The organism is Marivita sp. (assembly GCF_965656765.1).
Classification (GTDB): Bacteria; Pseudomonadota; Alphaproteobacteria; order Rhodobacterales; family Rhodobacteraceae; genus Marivita.
Window position 1 is genome coordinate 5,735 of the sequence record NZ_CBFHLV010000047.1, and the last position, 20,707, is coordinate 26,441.

Here is a 20,707-nt window from a genome sequence, read left to right on the forward strand (position 1 = left end):
ACCTGCCCTGAATCGCCCGACACTTTGGGGATTTTGGCCATCTTGCCATCCAACGCCTGAACAACGCGCTCTGGCGCGCCGCCGGCACTTTGGATCAGATTGGACGCCAATCCTTGATCGTCGTCCATCAGTGCTTTGAGGATGTGTTCGGGAGCCAGCCTTTGATGGCTTTCCCGCATAGCAATTGTCTGAGCAGCTTGAATGAAACCGCGCGACCGTTCCGTGAACTTCTCTAAGTTCATGGCTCTCTCCTTCTGTTAAGCACCCCATCTTTCAAAACGCCCGAATTCGGCACGTATCTTTCTGGAGCCTTCTGCATAGAAAATGGGGGCACGAATGCCCCCGTTCAAGAGCCTGTGATCGACTAGTTGGTGAACTCGTCCAAAATCGTTTCATTATCGTCGTATTCCGGCCCCGAGGGTGTTGGTACGCCGGCACTGTCTGTGTCGGGGTCAATGACCTCTTCCGTGTTCGGCGACGGCGACTCGCTTGTGGCAAGGGGGCTGGTGTCGATCTGTTGCGGTGCGGGGGCCACAGGGCCTCCTGTCGGTCTTCCGAACAAAACCATTGTGCCTACTAACGCGACAAACCCGAAAGGGATAAGCAGATATAAATATCCACGCATTACGATTCCTGCGGCGGCTGAACGGTTCCCGTTTCATTGCTCACCGTACCTGAATCGGGGGTGACAACATCGGACGGATCAAGTGTCCGTCGCCCCTCGTCTGCCACTGTGTTCTCAGGTTGCGTGCGGGTGATCCCTGTTAGATCGTTGGCATCTGAGCTTCCGTCTATAATACGATCGGCGTCTCGTTCAATTGGGAACTGATCTTCCACAACCGCAGCTGTTCCATCGGGATTGCTGCCTGCACCAGTTGGGCTCTGGGACGGATCGTCGAGATACGGATTGGTCTGCGAATACGGGCTTGGTCCAATTTGCCAAATGGCAATGCCAACAAGTCCAACGGACAAAACGATAATCGTCACCGGGAGCAATCTACTCCGGGCTGAATTCTGTGTGGTGTTCTGCGTCATGCGCGCCTCCTTTGTTACAAGATCAACCCACGCCCAGTCCGGTTGTTCCTTGACGCTTGGCCGCACCCGGGTAAGACGGGGCAACTTTGGAAAAGGAACGCCACCATGTCCGATGACCGTTTGATTGTTGCGCTGGACGTGCCAAACGCGCTTGCGGGGCTGGAACTCGCCACTCACCTCGGGGATGCCGTTTCGTTCTACAAAATCGGCCTTGGCATGCTGACAGGTGGCGGGCTCGCGCTGGCGGACGAGCTTAAGCAAGAGCATGGCAAACGCATCTTTCTGGATATGAAATTGTTCGACATCGGCGCTACGGTCGAAGCCGCCGTTCGCGGATTGGCACAGTACGATCTGGATTTCCTGACCGTGCATGGTGACCCACATGTGGTGCGCGCCGCGAAAGAGGGCGCTGCGAGGTCAGACCTCAAGATCCTTGCGGTGACGATCCTTACATCACTGGAACGCTCTGACCTGGACGAAAGCCTGATCCGTGACGGCGCGATCCCAGACCTTGTGACTGAACGTGCCGGGCGGGCGTTCGACGCGGGTGCCGATGGCGTCATCTCATCCCCCAACGAGGCCGCGTTGATCCGTGCATTGCCCGAAGCAAACGGCCGCTTGATTGTTACACCAGGCGTACGCCCGGCCGGCTCCGACCTTGGCGATCAGAAACGCGTCGCCACACCCGCCAATGCGGTCAAGAACGGCGTCGATCACATCGTCGTCGGCCGCCCAGTATGGAAAGCTAGCGACCCCCGCGCAGCAGCCCAGGCGATTGTCGCAGAAATGCAATCGCCACAAGCGGTTCATCCAAACCGCTGACCCAGATATCGCCGCACCATGCTGGCGAAATGCGGTATGGCTTCAGGATGTTGGGCATACCCCAAAGGGTCCATAAGCGACCATCCCTGACCTTCGGACCCAAACTCGATGTCGGCCTCAGCTTCTGTGGGAAGATGCGCCGCAAAAAAGACACCGCGTTCAAATTGATCCCGCCAGACAAGATCGCGGGTGTTCAACACCAGACCAATCTCTTCAAACGTCTCGCGCAGTACACAAGCCTCCGATGTCTCATTGCCCTCACGTCCACCACCCGGCAGATCAAGCCGGCCAGGCCACGGTATATCGGGTCTTTCGTCTCGGCGCAGCACGACGATCCGTTCCCCTATGAAGAGAATAAGCTTGGCTCCGCCGAAGTCCTGCATGATCCAGCCTTTTGTCTGACACGTGCCGGGTGTACCCTGCGCAGGCTCGTTCGGATACCCAACCCATGCCTGCCCTTTGCCGTGATTGTCTGACAGAATTCGACTCCGGTGCGCGCTGTCCCGCGTGCCGGTCGCCGCGTGTGTTGTCCCATCCTGAACTCTATGATTTGAGCATTGCCCATATGGATTGCGACGCGTTCTACGCGTCGGTCGAAAAGCGCGGCAATCCGGATCTGGCGGATAAACCCGTGATCATTGGCGGCGGGCGGCGCGGCGTGGTGTCAACCGCTTGCTATGTCGCCAGAATAAAGGGCGTACGATCCGCCATGCCGATGTTTCAGGCGCTCAAGCTTTGCCCGGACGCCATTATCGTGAAACCCCGCATGGAGGCCTATGTCGAAGCCTCGCGCGCGATCCGACACTTGATGGAAGAGCTGACCCCGTCGATTGAACCATTGTCGTTGGACGAAGCGTTCATCGACCTGACCGGCACCGCGCGCTTGCATGGTCACCCACCTGCGGTGATGTTGGCCCGGTTGGTCAAACGCATGCGTGAAGAGCTAAAGCTAACTGGCTCTATCGGTCTGAGCCATAACAAGTTTCTCGCCAAGATCGCATCAGACCTCGACAAACCACGCGGGTTTTCGGTGATTGGCAAAGCGGAAACCGAAGAATTTCTGCGGCCCAAACCCGTGCGCATGATCTGGGGCGTGGGTACAGCCACGCAAGAGGCGTTGGACCGTGCCGGGATACGCACTTTTGACGATTTACTGCGCTGGGAGTTGGACGACCTCACACATCGGTTTGGCAGCATGGGCCACAGGCTTTATCACCTCGCCCGCGGACAAGATCAAAGGCGCGTATCGGCCCATAGCCCAATGAAATCCATCTCGAACGAAACCACGTTTCACGAAGACACAAATGATCCCGACCTTCTTGACGGTCATCTATGGCGCATGTGCGAAAAGGTTTCGGACCGCGCCAAGGCCAAATCGTTGGCTGGGCGCGTTGTGACACTCAAGCTTAAAAAGTCGAACTTCACGCTGGTGACCAAGCGGATGTCTCTTAGCGATCCAACCCAAATCGCCGACCGCATCTATCGAAACGCCCGCGCGCTATTCGATCAAGTGGGCGATCAGGGGCCATATCGTCTGCTGGGCGCCGGGATCAGCGACCTAAGCGCGGCTGAAGGTGCGGACATTTCAGGTGATCTACTTGACCCCCAAGGCGTAAAGCGCGCCCAAGCCGAGCGCGCCACCGATGCCATTCGGGAAAAATTCGGTCCTGACGCGATCCTCAAAGGTCGCGCCTTGCGCTGAGGTTCACATCAGCTGGTTTTCTTCATCTACCGCAGAAATACCAAGCGCATCCAAACCTGCCTCTAGATGGTCGGCCAGATGGGGGGTTCCAATCAAATAGTCTGCGGTGGGCGTGGTCGCCTCGTTCATCGCGGTCTGGAAGCCCTCGTTCCATTCATCGACCTCGAACGCACCCCGGCCAATCCACATGACCGTGACCAAGGCAGCTTGTTCTTCTTCATCCATCCGGTCGATAAAACCGCGCATCTCGCCTTCGGCTCTGTTCAACTCGCGGGCCATGACGATCACCGCGGCGACCTTATTTGCACTGATATGTTCCATCTCGAATCTCCCATGTCGTTGATTGAAACATGGGCGAGAAACAAATCTTTGACTTTGATCTTAAGCAAACAGCCGATAGTAAAGCCAATCCGGCAGGAACTGGCTGCCCCGGAACACCCATGAAAACACGGTCGGGAAGCTGCGCTTGAACGCATCTGTGTTCATGTGCTCAAAGAATTCGCGCGCGGCATCTTCGGGCTCCATGATGAATGGCATGTTAAAGTCGTTTTTGTCGGTCAAACGGGTCTTCACGAAACCCGGATTGATCAACTGAACCTTCACATTGGTCCGGTGCAGATCGGCGTAAAGCGATTCAGCAAGTGTCATCACGCCCGCCTTTGATGAGGTATAGGCCGCAGCCCCTGGCAACCCCCGAAAGCCAGAAAGCGAGCCAGTCAGCACGATGTGTCCTGCGTCACGTTCAACGAATTTCGGAACGACAGTCCCCATCAGGCGCATGGCCCCAGTGAAATTGATATCTGCCATCGCAACCGCCTGATCGGCGTCCCAGTCCATGGCTCCAAACGGCCAATAGACGCCAGCGATCTGTACGACGCCGTCAATGTCGCCAACCTCTTGCGCTGCGACTTTAATCGACTCCGCGTCCGACACATCGACGGTAACGACATCCGCGCGACCTGGCAGTTCGTTGGCCAAATCGCGTAACTTGTCTTCGCTTCGGGCCGACAAAACGAGATGGACGCCTGCCGCACTCATCTTGTGCGCCAAAGCTGCGCCGAGGCCTTCACTTGCCCCGACCAACCAATATCGTTTACCAGCCCAGTCTATCACGCTGCTTCCTTTCTGCGCATCGTGGCTACCAATTCAGCCACCTTAATTCCGTACTTCCGAAACTGGCTGCGGTTCACGATGGTTCCATTCGGCGCCAGATACATCCAGTCAGTGGTATCCAGCACATGCCCGCCCTGCCCCTCCGGAAGCTTGTATTTGTACTTGAGCTGCACCGTCGGACCGCTTTGCATGCCCTCGCCTTCGCCAACAACGTCAGATGCCGTTGCGCGAATCCGGCCATCATTGCCAAGCGTCAGGTTCCATTCCCGCAGCACTTCATCACCGCTGTCATAAACAAACCGCTCTTTCATGACCCCCTTGTTCCCGGACCATTCCGCGTCAAAATCACCGACAAATCGCGAAGTAACCCGCCCGGTGGGCCCATAGATGACCCCTTCGCAGACAATCGGGCCATTCAGGTGCGTGCGAAGATCAAACGCTTCGCCACCGGCATCCGTATAGTCAGACGGAGTTTGACCAAAGAAATCGAAATACCTGTTCTTAAGGTATCCAAGGACGAGCATTAAACTTGCTCCGAAAGCGACGAGAAAGACAGTCTCCATGACGTCAATCCTTTCCGATCGGCGTTGCGATCAGAAGGCCGATCGCCACCAGTTTCAAAGCACAGGGCACTCCTGCATAGAGCAAAGTCAAAGTATTCAAAGCCGCGTCACTGTTATCACCGCCCGAAGTGAAACCGCTGGCTTCGAGAATGGGCAGCAGCGCGATAGCTGCAAAGGCAAGTGTGAACTTGGACACAAAGCCCCAAAGCGCAAACCCTTCAGAAGCGTTCGGTGCAACCGTTTCCATGCGCCGCGCGAAAACGGCAGGCAGTAGCGTCAGATCGGCGCCAACCGCCGCACCTGAGGCAAGGCAAATGATTGCGAACCAAACCGTGTCACCGCTGCCCAGCATCATTGCAAAGCTGAACGCGATGATCGCCAGAACCATCGCTGCCAGTAAAGCGGGCTTTGCACCGATCCGTTCCGCCAGCGCGCCCCAAAGCGGAGCGGCTGCAGCTGCGGCTACAAAAAACAACAGCAGAAGTGGTCCTTCCCATCCCGGCGCATCCAAGCGGCTCTCGACAAAAAACAGAAACAGCGTGGAACTTACTGCAACAGGTGCCGCATTCACCAAAGCGATCATCAGCAACCGACGGGATATCTGATCCCTGAGGACAATCCCGAACCCCGCCGATGGTTCTGTCGTTGCCCCCCGCCATTCATTGTGCATGGCCAGCCCGGCAATCAAACAGGCCAGTGCAAAGACAGCCGCATAAGAAAAGAACTCGGGCCACGCAATGGCCAGAAAGATCGACGGCAGGACCGAGGCGACACAGACACCCAACAACGCACCCGTCTCGCGCCACCGGGCGACCCGAAGATAGCCAGTGTCCCCACCAAGCACCTTGGCCTTTTGAACACCGCGCGCGTAGAAATTGATTGTCAGAAAGCTGAACGCAGAAAACACCAGAGTCAGCATCACCGCAAACCATAGGACCGGATTTGTCGGCGGCGTGACTGCGAATAATCCGAGCATGGCGGCGCCCATGATCGCCAGCGTCACACCAACGGCAATGCCCTGCACATTGCGAACAGCAACTGCCAGCTTGCCCAAAAGCGGGTCTTGCACCACATCCAGAAGTCGCAGACCAAACAGAACAGAGCCAAGTGCAGCAAGGCTCACCCCGTATTCATCGACGTAGAATTTCGGCGCATGGATGTAGATCGGCAAACCCGCAGCCGCCAGGACCGCCGCGAAGATGGCGTATCCACCAAGGTTTTGCCGATCAGCCACCATTACTGGCTGACTTCTTCCATAGGTGGTTCGGTCCGTGTGCGATAACGCGACCCTTTCCACCATAACTTAAGCGCCTGCCAATGGATCAATGCCAAAACGCGGCGCGATCCAAAGGGGCGTCGCAGGATCGACCGCAGGATCGACCAATTGCTGATCGCCTTACGCGGTCCGGTCAGCGTGGCAATCAAACCGCCCGATTCTTGGGTATAGTCAATCCAAATCCCAATCTTGTCTGGCCGGATGTCGAACCGGAATTCGTAGCCGCCTTCGACAGGCTGGAAGGGTGAGACGTAGAAAATCTTGGTCGCTTGCAACCGGTCAGATGGATCTATCGGTGCGTTTCCCGGCTTGCGGCAAAGGTAGGAATGACGATCCCCAAACGTGTTGGACACTTCGGCAATCACCGCAATCAGGTTGTCTTGCTCGTCATGCGCAAGCCAGAAAGACACCGGGTTAAACACATGGCCCATAAACCGTGGCTGCGCGAGCAGCATCAAACGGCCTGGCGCACGGACTTGATGCGCATCCAGCACCTCACGCGCCCACAAAGCTCCGCTGCCTTTGCCGGGCGCACCGCCATGGTCGCTGTCTTGCAGGCTGGCCAGATTTCCATTGTTCCGCGAGAAGAACCATGGCGTCTTGGGCGCAGCTTCGGCATCAAGCATCACGTAGTCGATGGAATAGCGAAACGCGTTCTCAGTGCTACCCTTTCGGCCATGGTAAGTGTGGCCGACGATATGATCGACACCGGTCATTCCGCAGCCACAACAGCAACTGCATTTCTAGCGCGGATCGCATCGACAACATCGACAGCACTGCCAAGACCGTCTTCGTGGAAGCCATTCTTCATCCAAGCACCGCAGAACCATGTCCGGTGCGTACCATTCATCTCACGCACTGCTTGTTGCCCCGCCAACGCTTCGAGGTCGTAGACCGGGTGGCGCAGAGTGCATTCGTCATAAATCAGGTCGTCACGGATCGGGCGCGTGGTGTTTAACGTCACGAAATGGGGGTCATTTTCCGGGATCGGCTGAAGACTGTTCATCCAATAAGTCAGGTCGATGGTGTTCAGCTCTTTCGCCGAGCTTTCGGTATAATTCCACGACGACCAGCAAATACGCTTGTTAGGCATTACGCTCGCATCGGCATGCAAAACGACGCGGTTTGGTTGATACTTGATGGCACCAAGAGCCCGCTTTTCGACCGTCGTTGCATCCGATAGCAAACGCAGCGTGTCGTCGGAATGTGTGGCAAAGACCACCTCATCATATCGCTCCCACTCAGAGCCTTGCGACTTGACCTCGGCACCCATTGCATCACGCCGAACGCCATCAATCGGCGACCCAAGACGCAAAGTAACGCCGCGCGCTGTCAAAGACACTTCAAGCCTTCGTACATATTCAATCGAACCGCCTTGAACTGTGTACCATTGATGCTGCCCCGAGACCGACAAAAGCGCGTGGTTTTCCATGAACTGCACAAGGGCGTGCGCTGGAAAATCCATCACTTTTACTGTCGGGGTCGACCAAATCGCGCCTGTCAATGGCAGGAGATAGAAGTCACGGAACCATTCGCCGGTGCCAAGCTGATCCAGAAACGCACCAAGGCTCAGCGTGCGGTCACGAGTAGCATCAAGCGCGTGCCTATTGAACTTAGCGATGTCGGCAAGCATGCGTAGGAACTTGGGGTTCACCATGTTCTTTTTCTGCGCAAAGATCGACGCCAAGCTGGCCAGCGCATATTCGATGCGACCGCCATCAAGGCTTGCGGCAAAGCTCATGTTGCTTTTGGTTACCGGCACATCCAGCGCGTTGAATAGGCGCGCAAGGTGCGGGTAATTGGCATAGTTGAACACGATAAACCCGGTATCGACCGGTTGGTCACCATCCTTGCCCGCCATAATCGTCCGGGCATGACCGCCCAAGCGTGGCTCTGCTTCGTACAGAGTGACATGGTGATCTTCGGACAGCATGTGCGCTGCCCCCATTCCCGAAATACCTGCGCCAATCACGGCAATTTTCTTGGGGTCGCTGGCGCGGGCTTCAAATGGCATGTGTGGGTCTTTCTGTAGTGTGTCTAGTTTTGTTTACGGTCTAGGTGCTGGAGCGGATGAAAAGAAAAAGAAAATTATCTTTGATCCAAGCGTGTGCCCATGACGTAACTCTCATATGTTCACGACAATCGTGCTTTCGTCGGATTGTGAGACCTCTCCCGTTGCCAATGGGCTTGAAATGGGTGACCTCTGCACGGCAGCCGCGGACGGAATGAAGACTTTGAATGACGGAACGCAACACAGCATCGCGCCCTGGGTAGATGAAATGGTCGCCGTCCGCGATGATCGGGACGAAGCGGCCTTTATCCGACTGTTTGGCCACTTTGGCCCGCGCGTAAAATCGTTCCTCATGCGGACGGGCATGGATTCTGCGCTTGCTGAAGAGTGTGCGCAAGAGGTGCTCGTGACGGTATGGAATAAGGCGCATCTGTTTGATGCTACACGGGCAAGTCCATCGACTTGGATTTTCACAATCGCCCGCAACAAGAAAATTGACGTGCTACGCAAACAGCGGCGTCCGGAGCCCGAGGATCTGCCTTGGGGGCCCGAAGCAGAGCCCGATCAGGCAGACGTGCTTGGGCTACAACAGGAGAGTGAGCAACTGGGTCGTGCTTTGCGCGATCTTCCAAAGAAACAGAGGGAACTGATTGAAAAGGCATACTTCGGGGAATTGTCTCATAGTGAGATCGCCGAGCAAACAGGCCTTCCCCTTGGAACAATCAAATCCCGCATTAGGTTGGCGCTTGAGCGTTTGCGCCATTCTATGAAGTGAAGAAACAATGACCGTGAAACATCACCTTACTGACGATCTATTGATGGCTTACTCGGCTGGTGACCTGCCAGAAGCTGTCAACTTGATCGTGGCAACGCACATCTCGCTTTGCGATGAGTGCCGAGCGGCCCTTGGAAGTTACGACGCAGTCGGCGGCGCAGTTCTGGACACCTGCGATACCGTTGAGATGTCGACAAGCAGCCTGAGCTCGGTACTTGATTTGATCCATTCTCAGGACAGTGTCGAAGCCGGCGCGAAAATCGTTGCACCGGAACCCGATCGCGTGTTGCCTGCCCCCTTGGCGGATTACGTCGGTGGCAGTCTGGAAAACGTGCGTTGGCGGTCTGCGGGCATGGGCGTCAAACAAGCGCTAATTCCGACGTCTGAAGACGCAACAGCACGGCTGCTTTACATCCCCGCCGGAACTGCCATCCCCGACCACGGTCACCACGGTCTTGAGTTGACCCTCGTGCTCAAGGGCGCATTCCAGGACGAAGGTGGATATTTCGGACGTGGCGATATCGAGGTTGCCAGCGAAGATCTTAACCACACACCCGTGGCCGATATATCGGAAGATTGCATTTGTCTGGCTGTAACCGACGCACCACTGAAATTCAAAGGACTGGTGCCGCGCATCGCGCAGCCGTTCCTTGGGATATAATTCTCAAACACGAGGTACGTAATAAGGGGGCCCACCGGCCCCCTTATCTGTTTTCGCGATTACGCCTTTTTCTTTTTCGGCGGCATCAAATCAGTGATGGTGCCTTCGAACATCTCAGCAGCAAAGTTCACCGTTTCGGACAAGGTTGGGTGCGGGTGGATCGTGTGTCCAAGATCAACCGCATCCGCACCCATTTCAATGGCTAGCGCTACTTCGGAAATCAGGTCACCTGCGTTGGTTCCAACGATGCAGGCCCCAATGACACGATCATCTTCGGGATCGAACAAGAGCTTGGTAATCCCCTCGTTCCGACCGTTCGACAAGGACCGGCCAGAGGCCGCCCATGGAAACACGCCCTTTTCGTATTTGATACCTTTGGCTTTTGCTTCGGTCTCGGTCACACCGCACCACGCCACTTCGGGATCGGTATAAGCGACTGACGGAATCAACGATGCGTCGAAGAAACGCTTGTGTCCCGCACAGACTTCGGCCGCGACTTTGCCCTCGTGAACTGCCTTATGCGCCAGCATTGGCTGACCGACGACATCCCCAATCGCAAAGATATGCGCGACACCGGTACGCTGCTGGTTGTCCACGGCGATAAAGCCGCGCTCATCCACGGCAACGCCGGCCTTTTCGACGTCAATTATCTTGCCATTCGGTTTTCGACCCACCGCAACCAGAACCTTGTCGAAAGTGTCATCAAAGGTCTCACCCTTGTCGTTCTCGAACGTGACCTTGAGACCCTTTTTCTGTGCTTCGACAGCGGTGACCTTAGTCTTGAGCCAGATGTTTTCGTACCGGCCTTCGATCCGTTTGTGCAGCGGCTTGACAATATCCTTGTCAGCCCCCGGCATCAGTTGGTCCATGAATTCCACAACTGAAACCTTGGACCCAAGCGCATCGTAAACACAGGCCATCTCAAGCCCGATAATGCCGCCACCAAGGATCAGCATCCGCTTTGGGATGTCCTTGAGTTCCAAAGCTCCGGTCGAGTCGATCACCCGGTCATCATCATGCGGAATAAACGGCAGGTTCACAGGTTCCGACCCGGCGGCGATGATACACTGATCAAAGCTGACATTGGTTTTGCCGTCGTCACCAATCACTTCGATCATGTTCGGTCCAGTGAAGGTGCCGTAGCCCTGAACGACCTGAACCTTGCGGCCTTTGGCAAGTCCGCTCAAACCGCCGGTCAATTGACCGACCACGCTGTTTTTGAAGTCGCGCAGTTCATCCAGATCGATCTTCGGTTTGCCAAAGCTGATGCCGTGGCTCCCCATTTCCTCAGCCTCGGTAATCACCTTCGCCACGTGAAGCAGCGCTTTTGACGGGATGCAGCCGACGTTCAGACACACACCACCAAGCGATGGGTACTTTTCGATCAAGACAACCTTTTTGCCGAGATCTGCAGCACGGAACGCAGCCGTATAGCCGCCCGGGCCAGAACCCAGAACAACCACCTCGGCATGAACGTCGCCTTTGCCAGACGCGGTACCGGTCGCTGCAACAGATTGGGGCGCGGCGGGTGCTACATCGGACCCTTTCGGTGCCTCTTCAGCTTTGGCGTCCGCACCTTCGAACACCATGATCACGTCACCTTCAGAGACCTTATCACCCTCTTTGACTTTGATCTCAGTTATGGTGCCAGCGGCCGGTGATGGCACTTCCATCGTCGCCTTGTCAGATTCGAGTTCGATCAGCGGGTCTTCTTCGCTAACCGTGTCGCCGACGCTGACCAGGACAGTCACAACCGGAACGTCATTGAAATCCCCGATATCGGGTACTTTGATATCCATCAGATCGCTCCCTTTACCACATCAACTTGCGCATATCGCCAAGCAAGTTCTTGAGCGTCACGCAGAAGCGCGCGGCCAAAGCCCCATCGACGGCGCGGTGATCGTAAGACAGACTAAGTGGCTGCATTAGGCGCGGCACAAACTCTTCGCCGTTCCAAACAGGCGCCATCTTCGACCGTGTCAGACCTAAGATCGCGACCTCTGGCGCATTCACGATTGGGGTAAAGCTGGTGCCCCCAATGCCGCCCAAAGACGAGATCGTAAAGGTCGCACCCTGCATGTCCTTGGACTTCAGCTCACCGTCGCGCGCCGCTTTTGACAAAGTCATCAGCTCTTTCGAGATGTCGACCAGACCTTTGCGATCCGCATCTTTGATGACTGGAACCATAAGACCGTTCGGCGTGTCCGCCGCAAAGCCGATGTTGTAGAAGTCTTTCTTGATCAGTTTGTCACCATCTGGGTGGATCGAAGAATTGAACTCCCAATGCTCTTTGAGCGCAGAAACTGACGCCTTGATCACGAAGGACAGCAACGTCACGCGGTAGCCGTTGTCTTTGGCCATCGTGTCCATTTCCTTGCGATACTTATCAAGGTCGGTGATGTCGGCTTCATCATTGTGCGTGACATGCGGAATGTTGAGCCATGACCGGTGAAGCGCCGGACCCGAGATCTTCTTGATCCGGGACATCTCTACTTCTTCGACCGGCCCGAACTTGGAGAAATCCACAGCCGGGATCGGTGGGATACCCATACCTCCGGAAACTGCCCCACCAGCCGCAGCCGGTGCTACCGCTGACTTCATCGCCTTCATCACGTCTTCGCGCAGGATGCGGCCCTTTCGGCCCGTGCCGTTAACAGTCGCAAGGTCAATCTCAACCGTGCGTGCAAAGGCTCGGACAGACGGCGAGGCGTGAACCTTGCCAAAACCGGCATCGGTCTTGGCAGGTGCCGGCGCCCCAGCCGGAGCAGCAGCAGGCGCTGCTGCCGAAGTGTCTGTCTTGGGTTCCGCCTTCGCATCTTCCTTCGGCGCAGCGGAAGCCCCCTCGCCCTCTAGAACAAGGATCAGCGATCCCTCAGACACTTTATCGCCCTCAGAGACCTTGATCTCTTTCACAACACCCGCAGCCGAACTAGGGACTTCCATCGTGGCTTTGTCCGACTCCAATTCAACGATTGGGTCTTCCTCGGCAATGGTGTCACCCACACTCACCAGAACAGTGACAACAGGGACATCGTCAAAATCACCGATATCAGGAACTTTTACATCAATAGTCATAGTCTTGTTCTCCTCCCGCTCACACCAGACGCGGGTTCGGCTTTTCGCCGTCGATGTCGTATTTCTTCAAAGCTGTCTTGAGGTCTTTCTCTGTCACCGCACCCTCGCGGAAGAGGTCGACCATCGCAGCTGCGGCGATATGGTTTGCATCCACTTCAAAGAACCGGCGCAAGTTCAAGCGGCTGTCCGACCGGCCATAGCCGTCAGTGCCCAGAACTGTGAACCGACCCGGCACAAAGGCACGGATTTGTTCAGCGTAGTTCTTCATGTAGTCGGTTGCGGCAATAACCGGCCCTTTGGCCCCTTCAAGCAATTGCGTGACATACGGCACTTTCGGGTCATCAAGCGGATTCAGACGGTTGTGACGTACACAATCCTGACCATCGCGGGCCAACTCGTTCAGCGATGTAGCTGACCAGATGTCCGAAGTGACACCGAAATCTTCTTTCAGCATCTCGGCCGCTTTGAGCGCCTGCACAAGGATCGTTCCAGATCCCAGCAGGTTTACATGCTTTTTGCTCGGCTTTGCCGTTTTGTGCATCCGGTAAAGACCCTTGATGATCCCTTCCTCAGCCCCCATCGGCATTTCGGGATGCTGATAGTTCTCGTTCATCAAAGTCAGATAGAAATACACATCTTCCTGATCGACAAACATCCGCTGCAAACCATTCTGCACAATGACCGCCACTTCGTAGCTGAAGGTCGGATCATAGCTGATGCAGTTCGGAATGGTGCTGGCAAGAATGTGCGAATGCCCATCCTCGTGCTGCAACCCTTCGCCGTTCAGCGTGGTGCGTCCCGCAGTTCCGCCCAGCATGAACCCACGCGCACGGCTATCGCCAGCGGCCCAAGCCAAATCACCGATCCGCTGGAAGCCGAACATTGAGTAGTAAATGAAGAACGGGATCATCGGCACGCCGTGGTTTGAATACGACGTTGCCGCGGCAATCCAATCCGCCATCGCGCCAGCTTCGTTGATACCCTCCTGGAGAACCTGACCGTCCAGGCTCTCTTTGTAGAACATCATCTGATCGCGGTCTTGCGGGGTGTAGTTCTGACCCAACGGATTATAAATTCCCGCCGACCGGAACAGCCCTTCCATCCCAAAGGTGCGGCTTTCGTCTGGCACGATCGGCACAACGTTTTTGCCGACCTTCTTGTCGCGCAGCAGCGTCGTCAAAATACGAACAAACGCCATCGTCGTCGAAATCTCGCGGTCGCCGGTTGATTCAAGTTGTCCCTTGAACTGATCCAACGCTGGGATTTCCAGCTTGGGCGCCTCGCGCCAATGGCGCACAGGGAACGAGCCACCCAGTTCTTTGCGACGGTCGGCCAGATAGGCCTTTTGCGCATTGTTCAGGCTAACGAACGGCACATCCTTTTCCAGCTCTTCATCGGTGACAGGGATCTGGAACCGATCCCGCATCGCCTTAAGCTGATCGAACTGCATTTTCTTCTGCTGGTGCGTGGTGTTCTGGCCTTCGCCAGCCGTGCCCATGCCATAACCTTTGACAGTCTTGACCAGCAAACAGGTTGGCGTTCCCTTGGCTTGGCTTGCCCGAAGGAAGGCATTGTATACCTTCTTGGGATCATGCCCGCCCCGCCGCAGCGCCCAAATCTGATCGTCCGTCCAGTCTTCGACCAGAGCGGCAGTCTCGGGATATTTCCCAAAGAAATTCTCACGAATATACGCGCCATCTTTGGATTTGAATGTCTGGTAATCGCCATCGACGGTTTCATCCATCAATTGGCGCAGCTTGCCAGAGGTGTCACGCTCCAGCAGCTCGTCCCAACCACGGCCCCAAAGAAGCTTGATCACGTCCCAACCGGCACCGCGGAAATCGCCCTCAAGTTCTTGTACGATTTTGCCGTTGCCACGCACCGGGCCATCTAGACGCTGCAGGTTGCAGTTCACGACAAAGATCAGGTTATCGAGACCTTCACGATGCGCCAGATCAATCGCGCCCCGGCTTTCCGGTTCGTCCATCTCGCCGTCACCAAGGAAACACCACACCTTGCGGTCGGCCATGTCGATAAGGCCTCGGTTGTGCATGTATTTCATGAACCGCGCCTGATAGATCGCCATAAGCGGTCCCAGACCCATCGAAACGGTCGGGAACTGCCAGTAATCCGGCATCAGCCATGGGTGCGGATACGAGCTTAGACCGCCACCCGACACTTCGGAGCGGAAGTTTTCAAGCTCTTCCGCGCTGATCCGACCTTCCATGAACGACCGCGCATAAATGCCCGGAATCACGTGACCTTGGAAGAACACCAGATCGCCACCGTGGATTGCGGATTTGGACCGCCAAAAGTGGTTTAAACCTATATCATACAGCGCCGCGGACGATGCGAAGGATGCAATATGGCCACCATATTCGCTGCTTTCCTTGTTCCGCTTGACCACAGTCGCCATAGCGTTCCAGCGATTGATTGTACGGATGCGCCACTCCATCTCCGTATCACCGGGGATTTCGATCTCATCATCCTGCGCAATCGTATTCTGGTAAGGCGTGTTCGCCGAAAATGGCAGTTTTGCACCGGCGGCTCGTGCCTGTTGCACGGCCTTGTCGAGCAGAAAATGTGCGCGATCCGCACCATCCCGAAGGATGACGTCTTCTATCGCGTCTTGCCATTCCTGAGATTCGACCGGGTCAATATCGTTCGGGCTGTCTTTCATAATCCCTCTTCCCTTGGTCTGGCCTAAGGCCATTAGTTTACCGCTGAACAAATTGCTTTGTCGCAATTCTTGCCAACAATGTAACGCGCTCCTAGCATGCCAGGTTCCTTTGCGGCAGCCAGCCAGCGTCATAGCGTCCATGCATCAGGCGCATGGCAAAGTAGTTCAAAGCTAAACAAAGCTATCATGCGTAGTGCTTGCAACGTGACATCTTGCCGATGCCCGGATTAAACGTGTTGGTCGGATCAATCGACTTATAGAAATTGGCAAGATCCGGCTTAGCCTGATAGATGTGGCCCACGTTATGTTCGGCAGGGTACTCAGCCCCCCGCTGATCCAAAAGTTCCAGCATTTCCGCCTTTAGCGCTTTCACATCGACACCCTTTTTCACAATGTAATCCTGATGCAGAACGTGGCAGAAAAAGTGACCGTAATAGAGCTTGTGAACAAGCTTATCAGCGATACGGGCCGGCAGGTCTTCAAGCCACGCGCGTTCATTGCGCTTCAGCGCGATATCCAGCGCAAGGATGTCTTCGACCTCGGTTTGATGCACGTTCTGATACCGGATCGCGGCACCGGCTGCGGCAAAGCGGTTCAACCCGGCTAGCTTGCCTTCACGCGCTGTGCACTCAAAGAAATCCCCCTCGCGTTCAGCAAAGAACCCGCTCAAGAAGGACTTCGCTTCGGCCACACCGCGATCGCGCATCTTAAGGATCAAGTGGTGCTCGTACCGGTCGCGATAGTCGGTCAGCCGCTTTGGCAACACTTTGGGCGCAAGTCGTGAGGCCAGCTGCATAAACCGGTCTGTGAACCCTCGGGTCAAAGCAAACTTGTTCAACCGGGCATCGACCGCGCCTTTCAGCGCAAAAAAAGTAGGAAGCTTATCGGTCCCCAGCCAGTCAATCATCATGACTGTGTCTTTGCCGTATTTTTCCGAAACGTCGAAACATGCGCGGTGCATGTATTCGCCCGAGACAGGAAGACTATCGAAACTCGAAAGGATATGCCGCCGCAGATCCGTCAGGGCATCAGGATCATTGGTCCCGATATAAAAGGTCTGCTCGGATGCGTTGATCGGATAGGTATCCAACCGCACCGCAAAGACTGCCAGCTTGCCAGCGCATCCGGCCGATTCATAAAGACGTCGCTTATCCGCGTTGAATCGCGCGGGGCTGTCTGCATCAACGTCGCGCACACGGCGATGATACTCCGTATCGGACGCCCGCTTATTGGTTGCTTCAAGATCCGCGTCACTGAAATCGCCGTTTTGAACACGGCTCAAGATCTCTTCCGGCGTGTCGCCAAGCGCGATTCCCAGGTGATTGACCAGCTCAAGTTGGCCGCCTTCGGTGATCCGCGCGAATAAAGACAACTCGGTATAGCTCGGGCCGCGCTCGATCAAAGACCCACCCGAGTTGTTGCACACACCACCAACTATGGACGCGCCTATGCAGGACGACCCGATTACGGAATGCGGCTGACGCCCCAAAGGCTTGAGCAGCTTTTCCAGAGCGAACAGAGTCGCCCCCGGCAAGCTGACCACTTGTTCTCCATCCTTGACAGTATGGATCGCATCCATCCGGCGCGTATTGATCAGAACCACATCGCGGTCATACGACCCTTTGGGAGTCGAACCTTCTGTCAGTCCGGTGTTCGCGGCTTGCATGATGACGATCTTGTCCGCCTCCACACAGGCCTTGAGCACGTTCCACTGTTCCAGAATGGTCGCCGGCTGCACAACCGCCAGCGCGTCGCCTTCCCCCGAGCGGAAGCCTTTGCGGAACCGCTCGGTTTGTTTTTCGCCGGTAAGGACGTGCTTTGCCCCAACCGCATCGCGCAATGCACGTAGAAGGTCGTCGTCCGTCATCGGTCTTCTCCTCCCTTTGGCTTAATAGGCAACTGACGGGAGCCATGTTGCAAGCCATGGCCAGAAGAATACCGACGCCAACCCGGTCAATTGCAACAGGACAAAAGGAACCACACCCTTATAGATATGCCCCAACTTGATCTCAGGCGGGCACACACCCTTGAGGTAGAACAGCGCAAATCCAACTGGTGGGGTCAGGAACGAGGTCTGCAGCGTCACTGCAACAAGGATCACAAACCAGACTAGCGCGGCTTCATCGACCACACCAAACCCAGGAATATCCAAACCAAGCGCATTTACGATCGGACGCATGAGCGGCAAAACGATCAGCGTGATTTCAATCCAGTCCAGAACAAAGCCCAGAAGGAAAACGATGAACAGGATAATCAGGATTGTACCGTTAGGGCCAAAACCAGTGCCTAGAATCATGTCTTCGATCAACTGATCCCCGCCCAATTCACGCAGGACGTAAGAAAACACAGTCGCGCCAAGAAAGATCGCAAAGATATAGGCCGTGGTGTTGAAGGTGGACTTCAGAACATTGATCAGCTTTTGCAGGGTCAGTTTGCGATAGCCGAGCGCCAGCGCCGTCGCACCCAACGCGCCGATGCCAGAGGCTTCGGTCGGGGTACAGATGCCCGCAAAGATCGAGCCAAGCACCGCAAGGATCAGTCCAAGCGTCGGCAGAACCGCAACCATCACATCTTTAACCGCATTCCAATCCGGACGCTTGGCCCCTTCAGGTGCCGGTGCCACATCAGGCTTCAGGTAAGAGATCACGAAGATATACGTCAGGTACAGGAACCCGATCAGAACACCCGGCAACATCGCAGCCATAAACAGATCACCGACTGAAAGCGCCATCTGGTCGGCCATGATCACCAGCATGATCGAAGGCGGTATCAAAATGCCAAGCGTACCCGACGCGGCGACAACGCCTGTACCCAATGTCGGCGCGTATTTCTGTTCCATCATGGTAGGCAGCGACAGAACACCCAGCAACACAACCGATGCGCCGATGATCCCGGTAGAGGCCGCAAGGATGATGCCGATCATCGTCACCGTGATCGCAAGACCACCACGCGTCCGGCCAAAGAGCTTTTGCATTGACGTCATCAAACGTTCGGCGACACCGGATTCGTCCAACATGAGACCCATGAAGATAAACATCGGCAAGGCGACAAGAACCGCGTTCGACATCGTTGCGTAGACCCGGTTCACCACCGCGCCAAGGCTCAGATAGTCGAGGCCGATCAGCGTTTCCTCAAGCCCCGTCCAGTTCATCATGCCGTTGTCGAACAGATACGCGATCCCACAGTAGGCAACACCCGTTCCAGCCAGCGTCCACGCCACCGGAAACCCAGTGAAGAGGAGCGCGATAAAGGTCAGGAACATGGCGATGACCAGCTTCTCTTCGGTGGTCTCAACCAAGAAGGTCAGCACAAACGCCACAGCGGCAAAGCTGACAAGCGCCCAAAGGATAAGCCGCAGGTCACGGCCTTGCCGTTCTTCTTCACCCGCGGCGAACAACGCATGCACGTCATGGATCAACCGCGCCAACGCTGCGAAAGACAGCAATACAAAAGAAATCGGAATAATCGCCTTGAATGCCCAACGCCCCGGCAAACCTGTCGGTGACGATGACCGTTCACTCACGCGCCAGCTTTCGTAAAAATAATCCCAGCCCTGATCGACCATCAGGTACAGGAACGGCGCAACCAGCGTCAGGATGCCGAGCACCTCGATGATCCGCTGCGCGCGACGGCTTAGCTGCAAGTGCAGGATATCGACTCGCACATGGCTGTCTGTGACCAGCGCATAGGAAATGCCGATCATTGTCACCAATCCGTAGAAATGCCACTGGATTTCATCAAGCTTGGGATAGTTCTGGTTGAGCAGATAGCGAAACAGCACCTGCGCCACGATGGCTGAAATCAGCAGGATATTTGCCCACATGACCACATGGCCCACACCCTTAACCATTTTGTCGATCCCGACAGCAACTGGCTGAGTGTCCTTATCCTCGTGTTCAAGGATATTTTCGTAGGTTTCAATCGGGTCTTCTATGGCTTTTACAGTCTCTGACATGACGGTGCCTCCTGTCCCTCACCAGGCAGAAAAGCCCAGCGTCCAAATCCGTGAAAAAGTGCAAAACGAATATGTGGGGCGACCCTCAGCAAGGGTCGCCGCCAATGCGCAGGATTACTTCCGCGCGAGGAAAGCGTTCTCTTTCCAGATCGAATAACCGGCACGGAATTCGTTCATGTCAGCCAGAACCTTTGAGAAGAACTCATCGTTCGCCGCTTCTTCTTCAGCAACCGCATCCCAAGTCGCCTCAAACGTGGCAAGCATTTCGTCCGACCACTGCTTGATCTCAACGCCGTTGTTCTCAACGTTGTCGATCAGGGCTGCGTGCTGGATCGCTTCGCCTTCGGCAAAGCTGTCCGCCATAGACGCTTTGCACGCGTTGGTGATGATCGCCTGATGCTGCTCAGACGCTTCGTTCCAAACGTCTTTGTTAATCATCAGCTCGAACACGGTCGCTTGCTGATGCCAGCCGGGGAAGTAGTTGTACTTGACCAGCTTGTGGAAACCCAGACGCGCGTCGATCGCAGGCATGGAAAACTCGGTCGCGTCAATCGCACCCTTTTCCAAGGCCGGGAAGATTTCGCCGCCCGGCAGAAGCGATGTCGCCACGCCCAGCTTCTGCATGACTTTTCCGCCCAAACCAAAGAACCGCATCTTCAGACCTTCAAGGTCAGCCGGTGTGTTGATCTCTTTCGCGAACCAACCGGATGTCTCTGGCGCAATGATTGCACACGGCATGACATGCACATTGTAACCGGCCTGATCGTACATCTCTTGGTAAAGGCTCATGCCATTGCCATAGTACAGCCACGCCATGTATTCGCCCGCCTCGGGGCCAAAGGGCACAGCCGAGAACAGTGGCGACGCCGGGATTTTACCAGCCCAGTATCCAGCTGTGGTGTAGCCAGAATTGATCTTGCCAGTGCTAACCGCATCCAGAATTTCAAACGGAGCAACAAGCTTGCCCGGCTCATATACCTTCATCTTGAGTGTGCCGCCCGACATCAGGTCAAGCTGATCAGCAACGCGCGGGATTGGC

The 20,707-nt window shown here is 55.7% G+C and carries 20 protein-coding genes; 4 read left to right on the forward strand and 16 right to left on the reverse strand.

What is annotated here, in order from left to right; translation table 11 throughout:
• The 3 genes from ACTG4M_RS12495 to ACTG4M_RS12505 all read right to left on the reverse strand — a co-directional run.
• The coding region (locus tag ACTG4M_RS12495; protein WP_439123997.1) for a Clp protease N-terminal domain-containing protein at positions 1-242 on the reverse strand (242 nt) is incomplete at its 3' end.
• Positions 243-364: 122 nt separating this feature from the next.
• On the reverse strand, positions 365-535 hold the full coding sequence (locus ACTG4M_RS12500; RefSeq protein ID WP_439123998.1) for a hypothetical protein: 171 nt from the start codon (positions 533-535) through the stop codon (positions 365-367).
• 89 nt (positions 536-624) lie between these two features.
• The gene (locus tag ACTG4M_RS12505; RefSeq protein ID WP_439123999.1) at positions 625-1,035 is read right to left on the reverse strand and encodes a hypothetical protein; all 411 of its coding nucleotides are present in this window, start codon (positions 1,033-1,035) and stop codon (positions 625-627) included.
• A 105-nt stretch (positions 1,036-1,140) separates the two neighbouring features.
• On the opposite strand from ACTG4M_RS12505, the gene pyrF reads away from it, so the two are divergent.
• Positions 1,141-1,857 carry an orotidine-5'-phosphate decarboxylase gene (gene pyrF, locus ACTG4M_RS12510; protein WP_439124000.1) on the forward strand — a complete coding sequence of 239 codons (717 nt, stop codon included), beginning with the start codon at positions 1,141-1,143 and terminating at the stop codon, positions 1,855-1,857.
• Here the strand turns inward: pyrF and ACTG4M_RS12515 are convergent.
• On the reverse strand, positions 1,842-2,240 hold the full coding sequence (locus ACTG4M_RS12515) for an NUDIX domain-containing protein (RefSeq protein WP_439124001.1): 399 nt from the start codon (positions 2,238-2,240) through the stop codon (positions 1,842-1,844). The two genes, pyrF and ACTG4M_RS12515, sit on opposite strands and share 16 nt — an antisense overlap.
• A 65-nt stretch (positions 2,241-2,305) precedes the next feature.
• Here ACTG4M_RS12515 and ACTG4M_RS12520 point away from each other — a divergent pair, with 65 nt between their 5' ends.
• Complete coding sequence (locus tag ACTG4M_RS12520; protein WP_439124002.1) at positions 2,306-3,559, forward strand: DNA polymerase IV; 1,254 nt, start codon at positions 2,306-2,308, stop codon at positions 3,557-3,559.
• A gap of 3 nt (positions 3,560-3,562) precedes the next feature.
• Here the strand turns inward: ACTG4M_RS12520 and ACTG4M_RS12525 are convergent, their stop codons facing one another.
• From ACTG4M_RS12525 to ACTG4M_RS12550, 6 genes are read right to left on the reverse strand one after another with little or no spacing between them, the layout of a single operon-like run.
• Positions 3,563-3,880: a DUF3775 domain-containing protein gene (locus ACTG4M_RS12525; RefSeq protein ID WP_439124003.1), complete on the reverse strand. Its 318-nt coding sequence runs from the start codon at positions 3,878-3,880 to the stop codon at positions 3,563-3,565.
• Positions 3,881-3,940: 60 nt separating this feature from the next.
• Positions 3,941-4,672, reverse strand: coding sequence for an SDR family NAD(P)-dependent oxidoreductase (locus ACTG4M_RS12530; protein WP_439124004.1), 732 nt, complete (start codon positions 4,670-4,672; stop codon positions 3,941-3,943).
• Positions 4,669-5,235 carry a DUF3833 family protein gene (locus ACTG4M_RS12535; RefSeq protein WP_439124005.1) on the reverse strand — a complete coding sequence of 189 codons (567 nt, stop codon included), beginning with the start codon at positions 5,233-5,235 and terminating at the stop codon, positions 4,669-4,671. The genes ACTG4M_RS12530 and ACTG4M_RS12535 overlap by 4 nt, the downstream gene beginning before the upstream one ends.
• 4 nt (positions 5,236-5,239) lie before the next feature.
• Positions 5,240-6,472 (reverse strand): MFS transporter, encoded by a 1,233-nt coding sequence (locus ACTG4M_RS12540; RefSeq protein WP_439124006.1) that lies wholly within the window; start codon positions 6,470-6,472, stop codon positions 5,240-5,242.
• A complete protein-coding gene (locus tag ACTG4M_RS12545) occupies positions 6,472-7,227 on the reverse strand; it encodes a DUF1365 domain-containing protein (RefSeq protein ID WP_439124007.1) in 756 nt (251 codons plus the stop codon). Before ACTG4M_RS12545 ends, ACTG4M_RS12540 begins: the two co-directional genes overlap by 1 nt.
• A complete protein-coding gene (locus ACTG4M_RS12550) occupies positions 7,224-8,525 on the reverse strand; it encodes an NAD(P)/FAD-dependent oxidoreductase (RefSeq protein WP_439124008.1) in 1,302 nt (433 codons plus the stop codon). The genes ACTG4M_RS12545 and ACTG4M_RS12550 overlap by 4 nt, the downstream gene beginning before the upstream one ends.
• A gap of 265 nt (positions 8,526-8,790) precedes the next feature.
• On the opposite strand from ACTG4M_RS12550, the gene ACTG4M_RS12555 reads away from it, so the two are divergent.
• Together ACTG4M_RS12555 and ACTG4M_RS12560 are read left to right on the forward strand one after the other, a co-directional pair.
• On the forward strand, positions 8,791-9,297 hold the full coding sequence (locus tag ACTG4M_RS12555) for a sigma-70 family RNA polymerase sigma factor (RefSeq protein ID WP_439124016.1): 507 nt from the start codon (positions 8,791-8,793) through the stop codon (positions 9,295-9,297).
• Between the two features lie 7 nt (positions 9,298-9,304).
• On the forward strand, positions 9,305-9,958 hold the full coding sequence (locus ACTG4M_RS12560; RefSeq protein ID WP_439124009.1) for a ChrR family anti-sigma-E factor: 654 nt from the start codon (positions 9,305-9,307) through the stop codon (positions 9,956-9,958).
• Between the two features lie 59 nt (positions 9,959-10,017).
• Here ACTG4M_RS12560 and lpdA read toward each other — a convergent pair whose 3' ends face one another.
• From lpdA to ACTG4M_RS12590, 6 genes are all read right to left on the reverse strand, one after another.
• Positions 10,018-11,757, reverse strand: coding sequence for a dihydrolipoyl dehydrogenase (lpdA, locus tag ACTG4M_RS12565; protein WP_439124010.1), 1,740 nt, complete (start codon positions 11,755-11,757; stop codon positions 10,018-10,020).
• 13 nt (positions 11,758-11,770) lie between these two features.
• On the reverse strand, positions 11,771-13,033 hold the full coding sequence (gene aceF / locus ACTG4M_RS12570) for a dihydrolipoyllysine-residue acetyltransferase (RefSeq protein WP_439124011.1): 1,263 nt from the start codon (positions 13,031-13,033) through the stop codon (positions 11,771-11,773).
• 19 nt (positions 13,034-13,052) lie between these two features.
• The gene (gene aceE / locus ACTG4M_RS12575) at positions 13,053-15,713 is read right to left on the reverse strand and encodes a pyruvate dehydrogenase (acetyl-transferring), homodimeric type (protein ID WP_439124012.1); all 2,661 of its coding nucleotides are present in this window, start codon (positions 15,711-15,713) and stop codon (positions 13,053-13,055) included.
• 184 nt (positions 15,714-15,897) lie between these two features.
• The gene (gene dld / locus ACTG4M_RS12580; protein ID WP_439124013.1) at positions 15,898-17,580 is read right to left on the reverse strand and encodes a D-lactate dehydrogenase; all 1,683 of its coding nucleotides are present in this window, start codon (positions 17,578-17,580) and stop codon (positions 15,898-15,900) included.
• Positions 17,581-17,601: 21 nt separating this feature from the next.
• Positions 17,602-19,668, reverse strand: coding sequence for a TRAP transporter large permease subunit (locus ACTG4M_RS12585; protein ID WP_439124014.1), 2,067 nt, complete (start codon positions 19,666-19,668; stop codon positions 17,602-17,604).
• A gap of 114 nt (positions 19,669-19,782) precedes the next feature.
• Positions 19,783-20,707 (reverse strand): TRAP transporter substrate-binding protein (locus ACTG4M_RS12590; protein WP_439124015.1); only part of this gene is annotated, 925 nt, incomplete at its 5' end.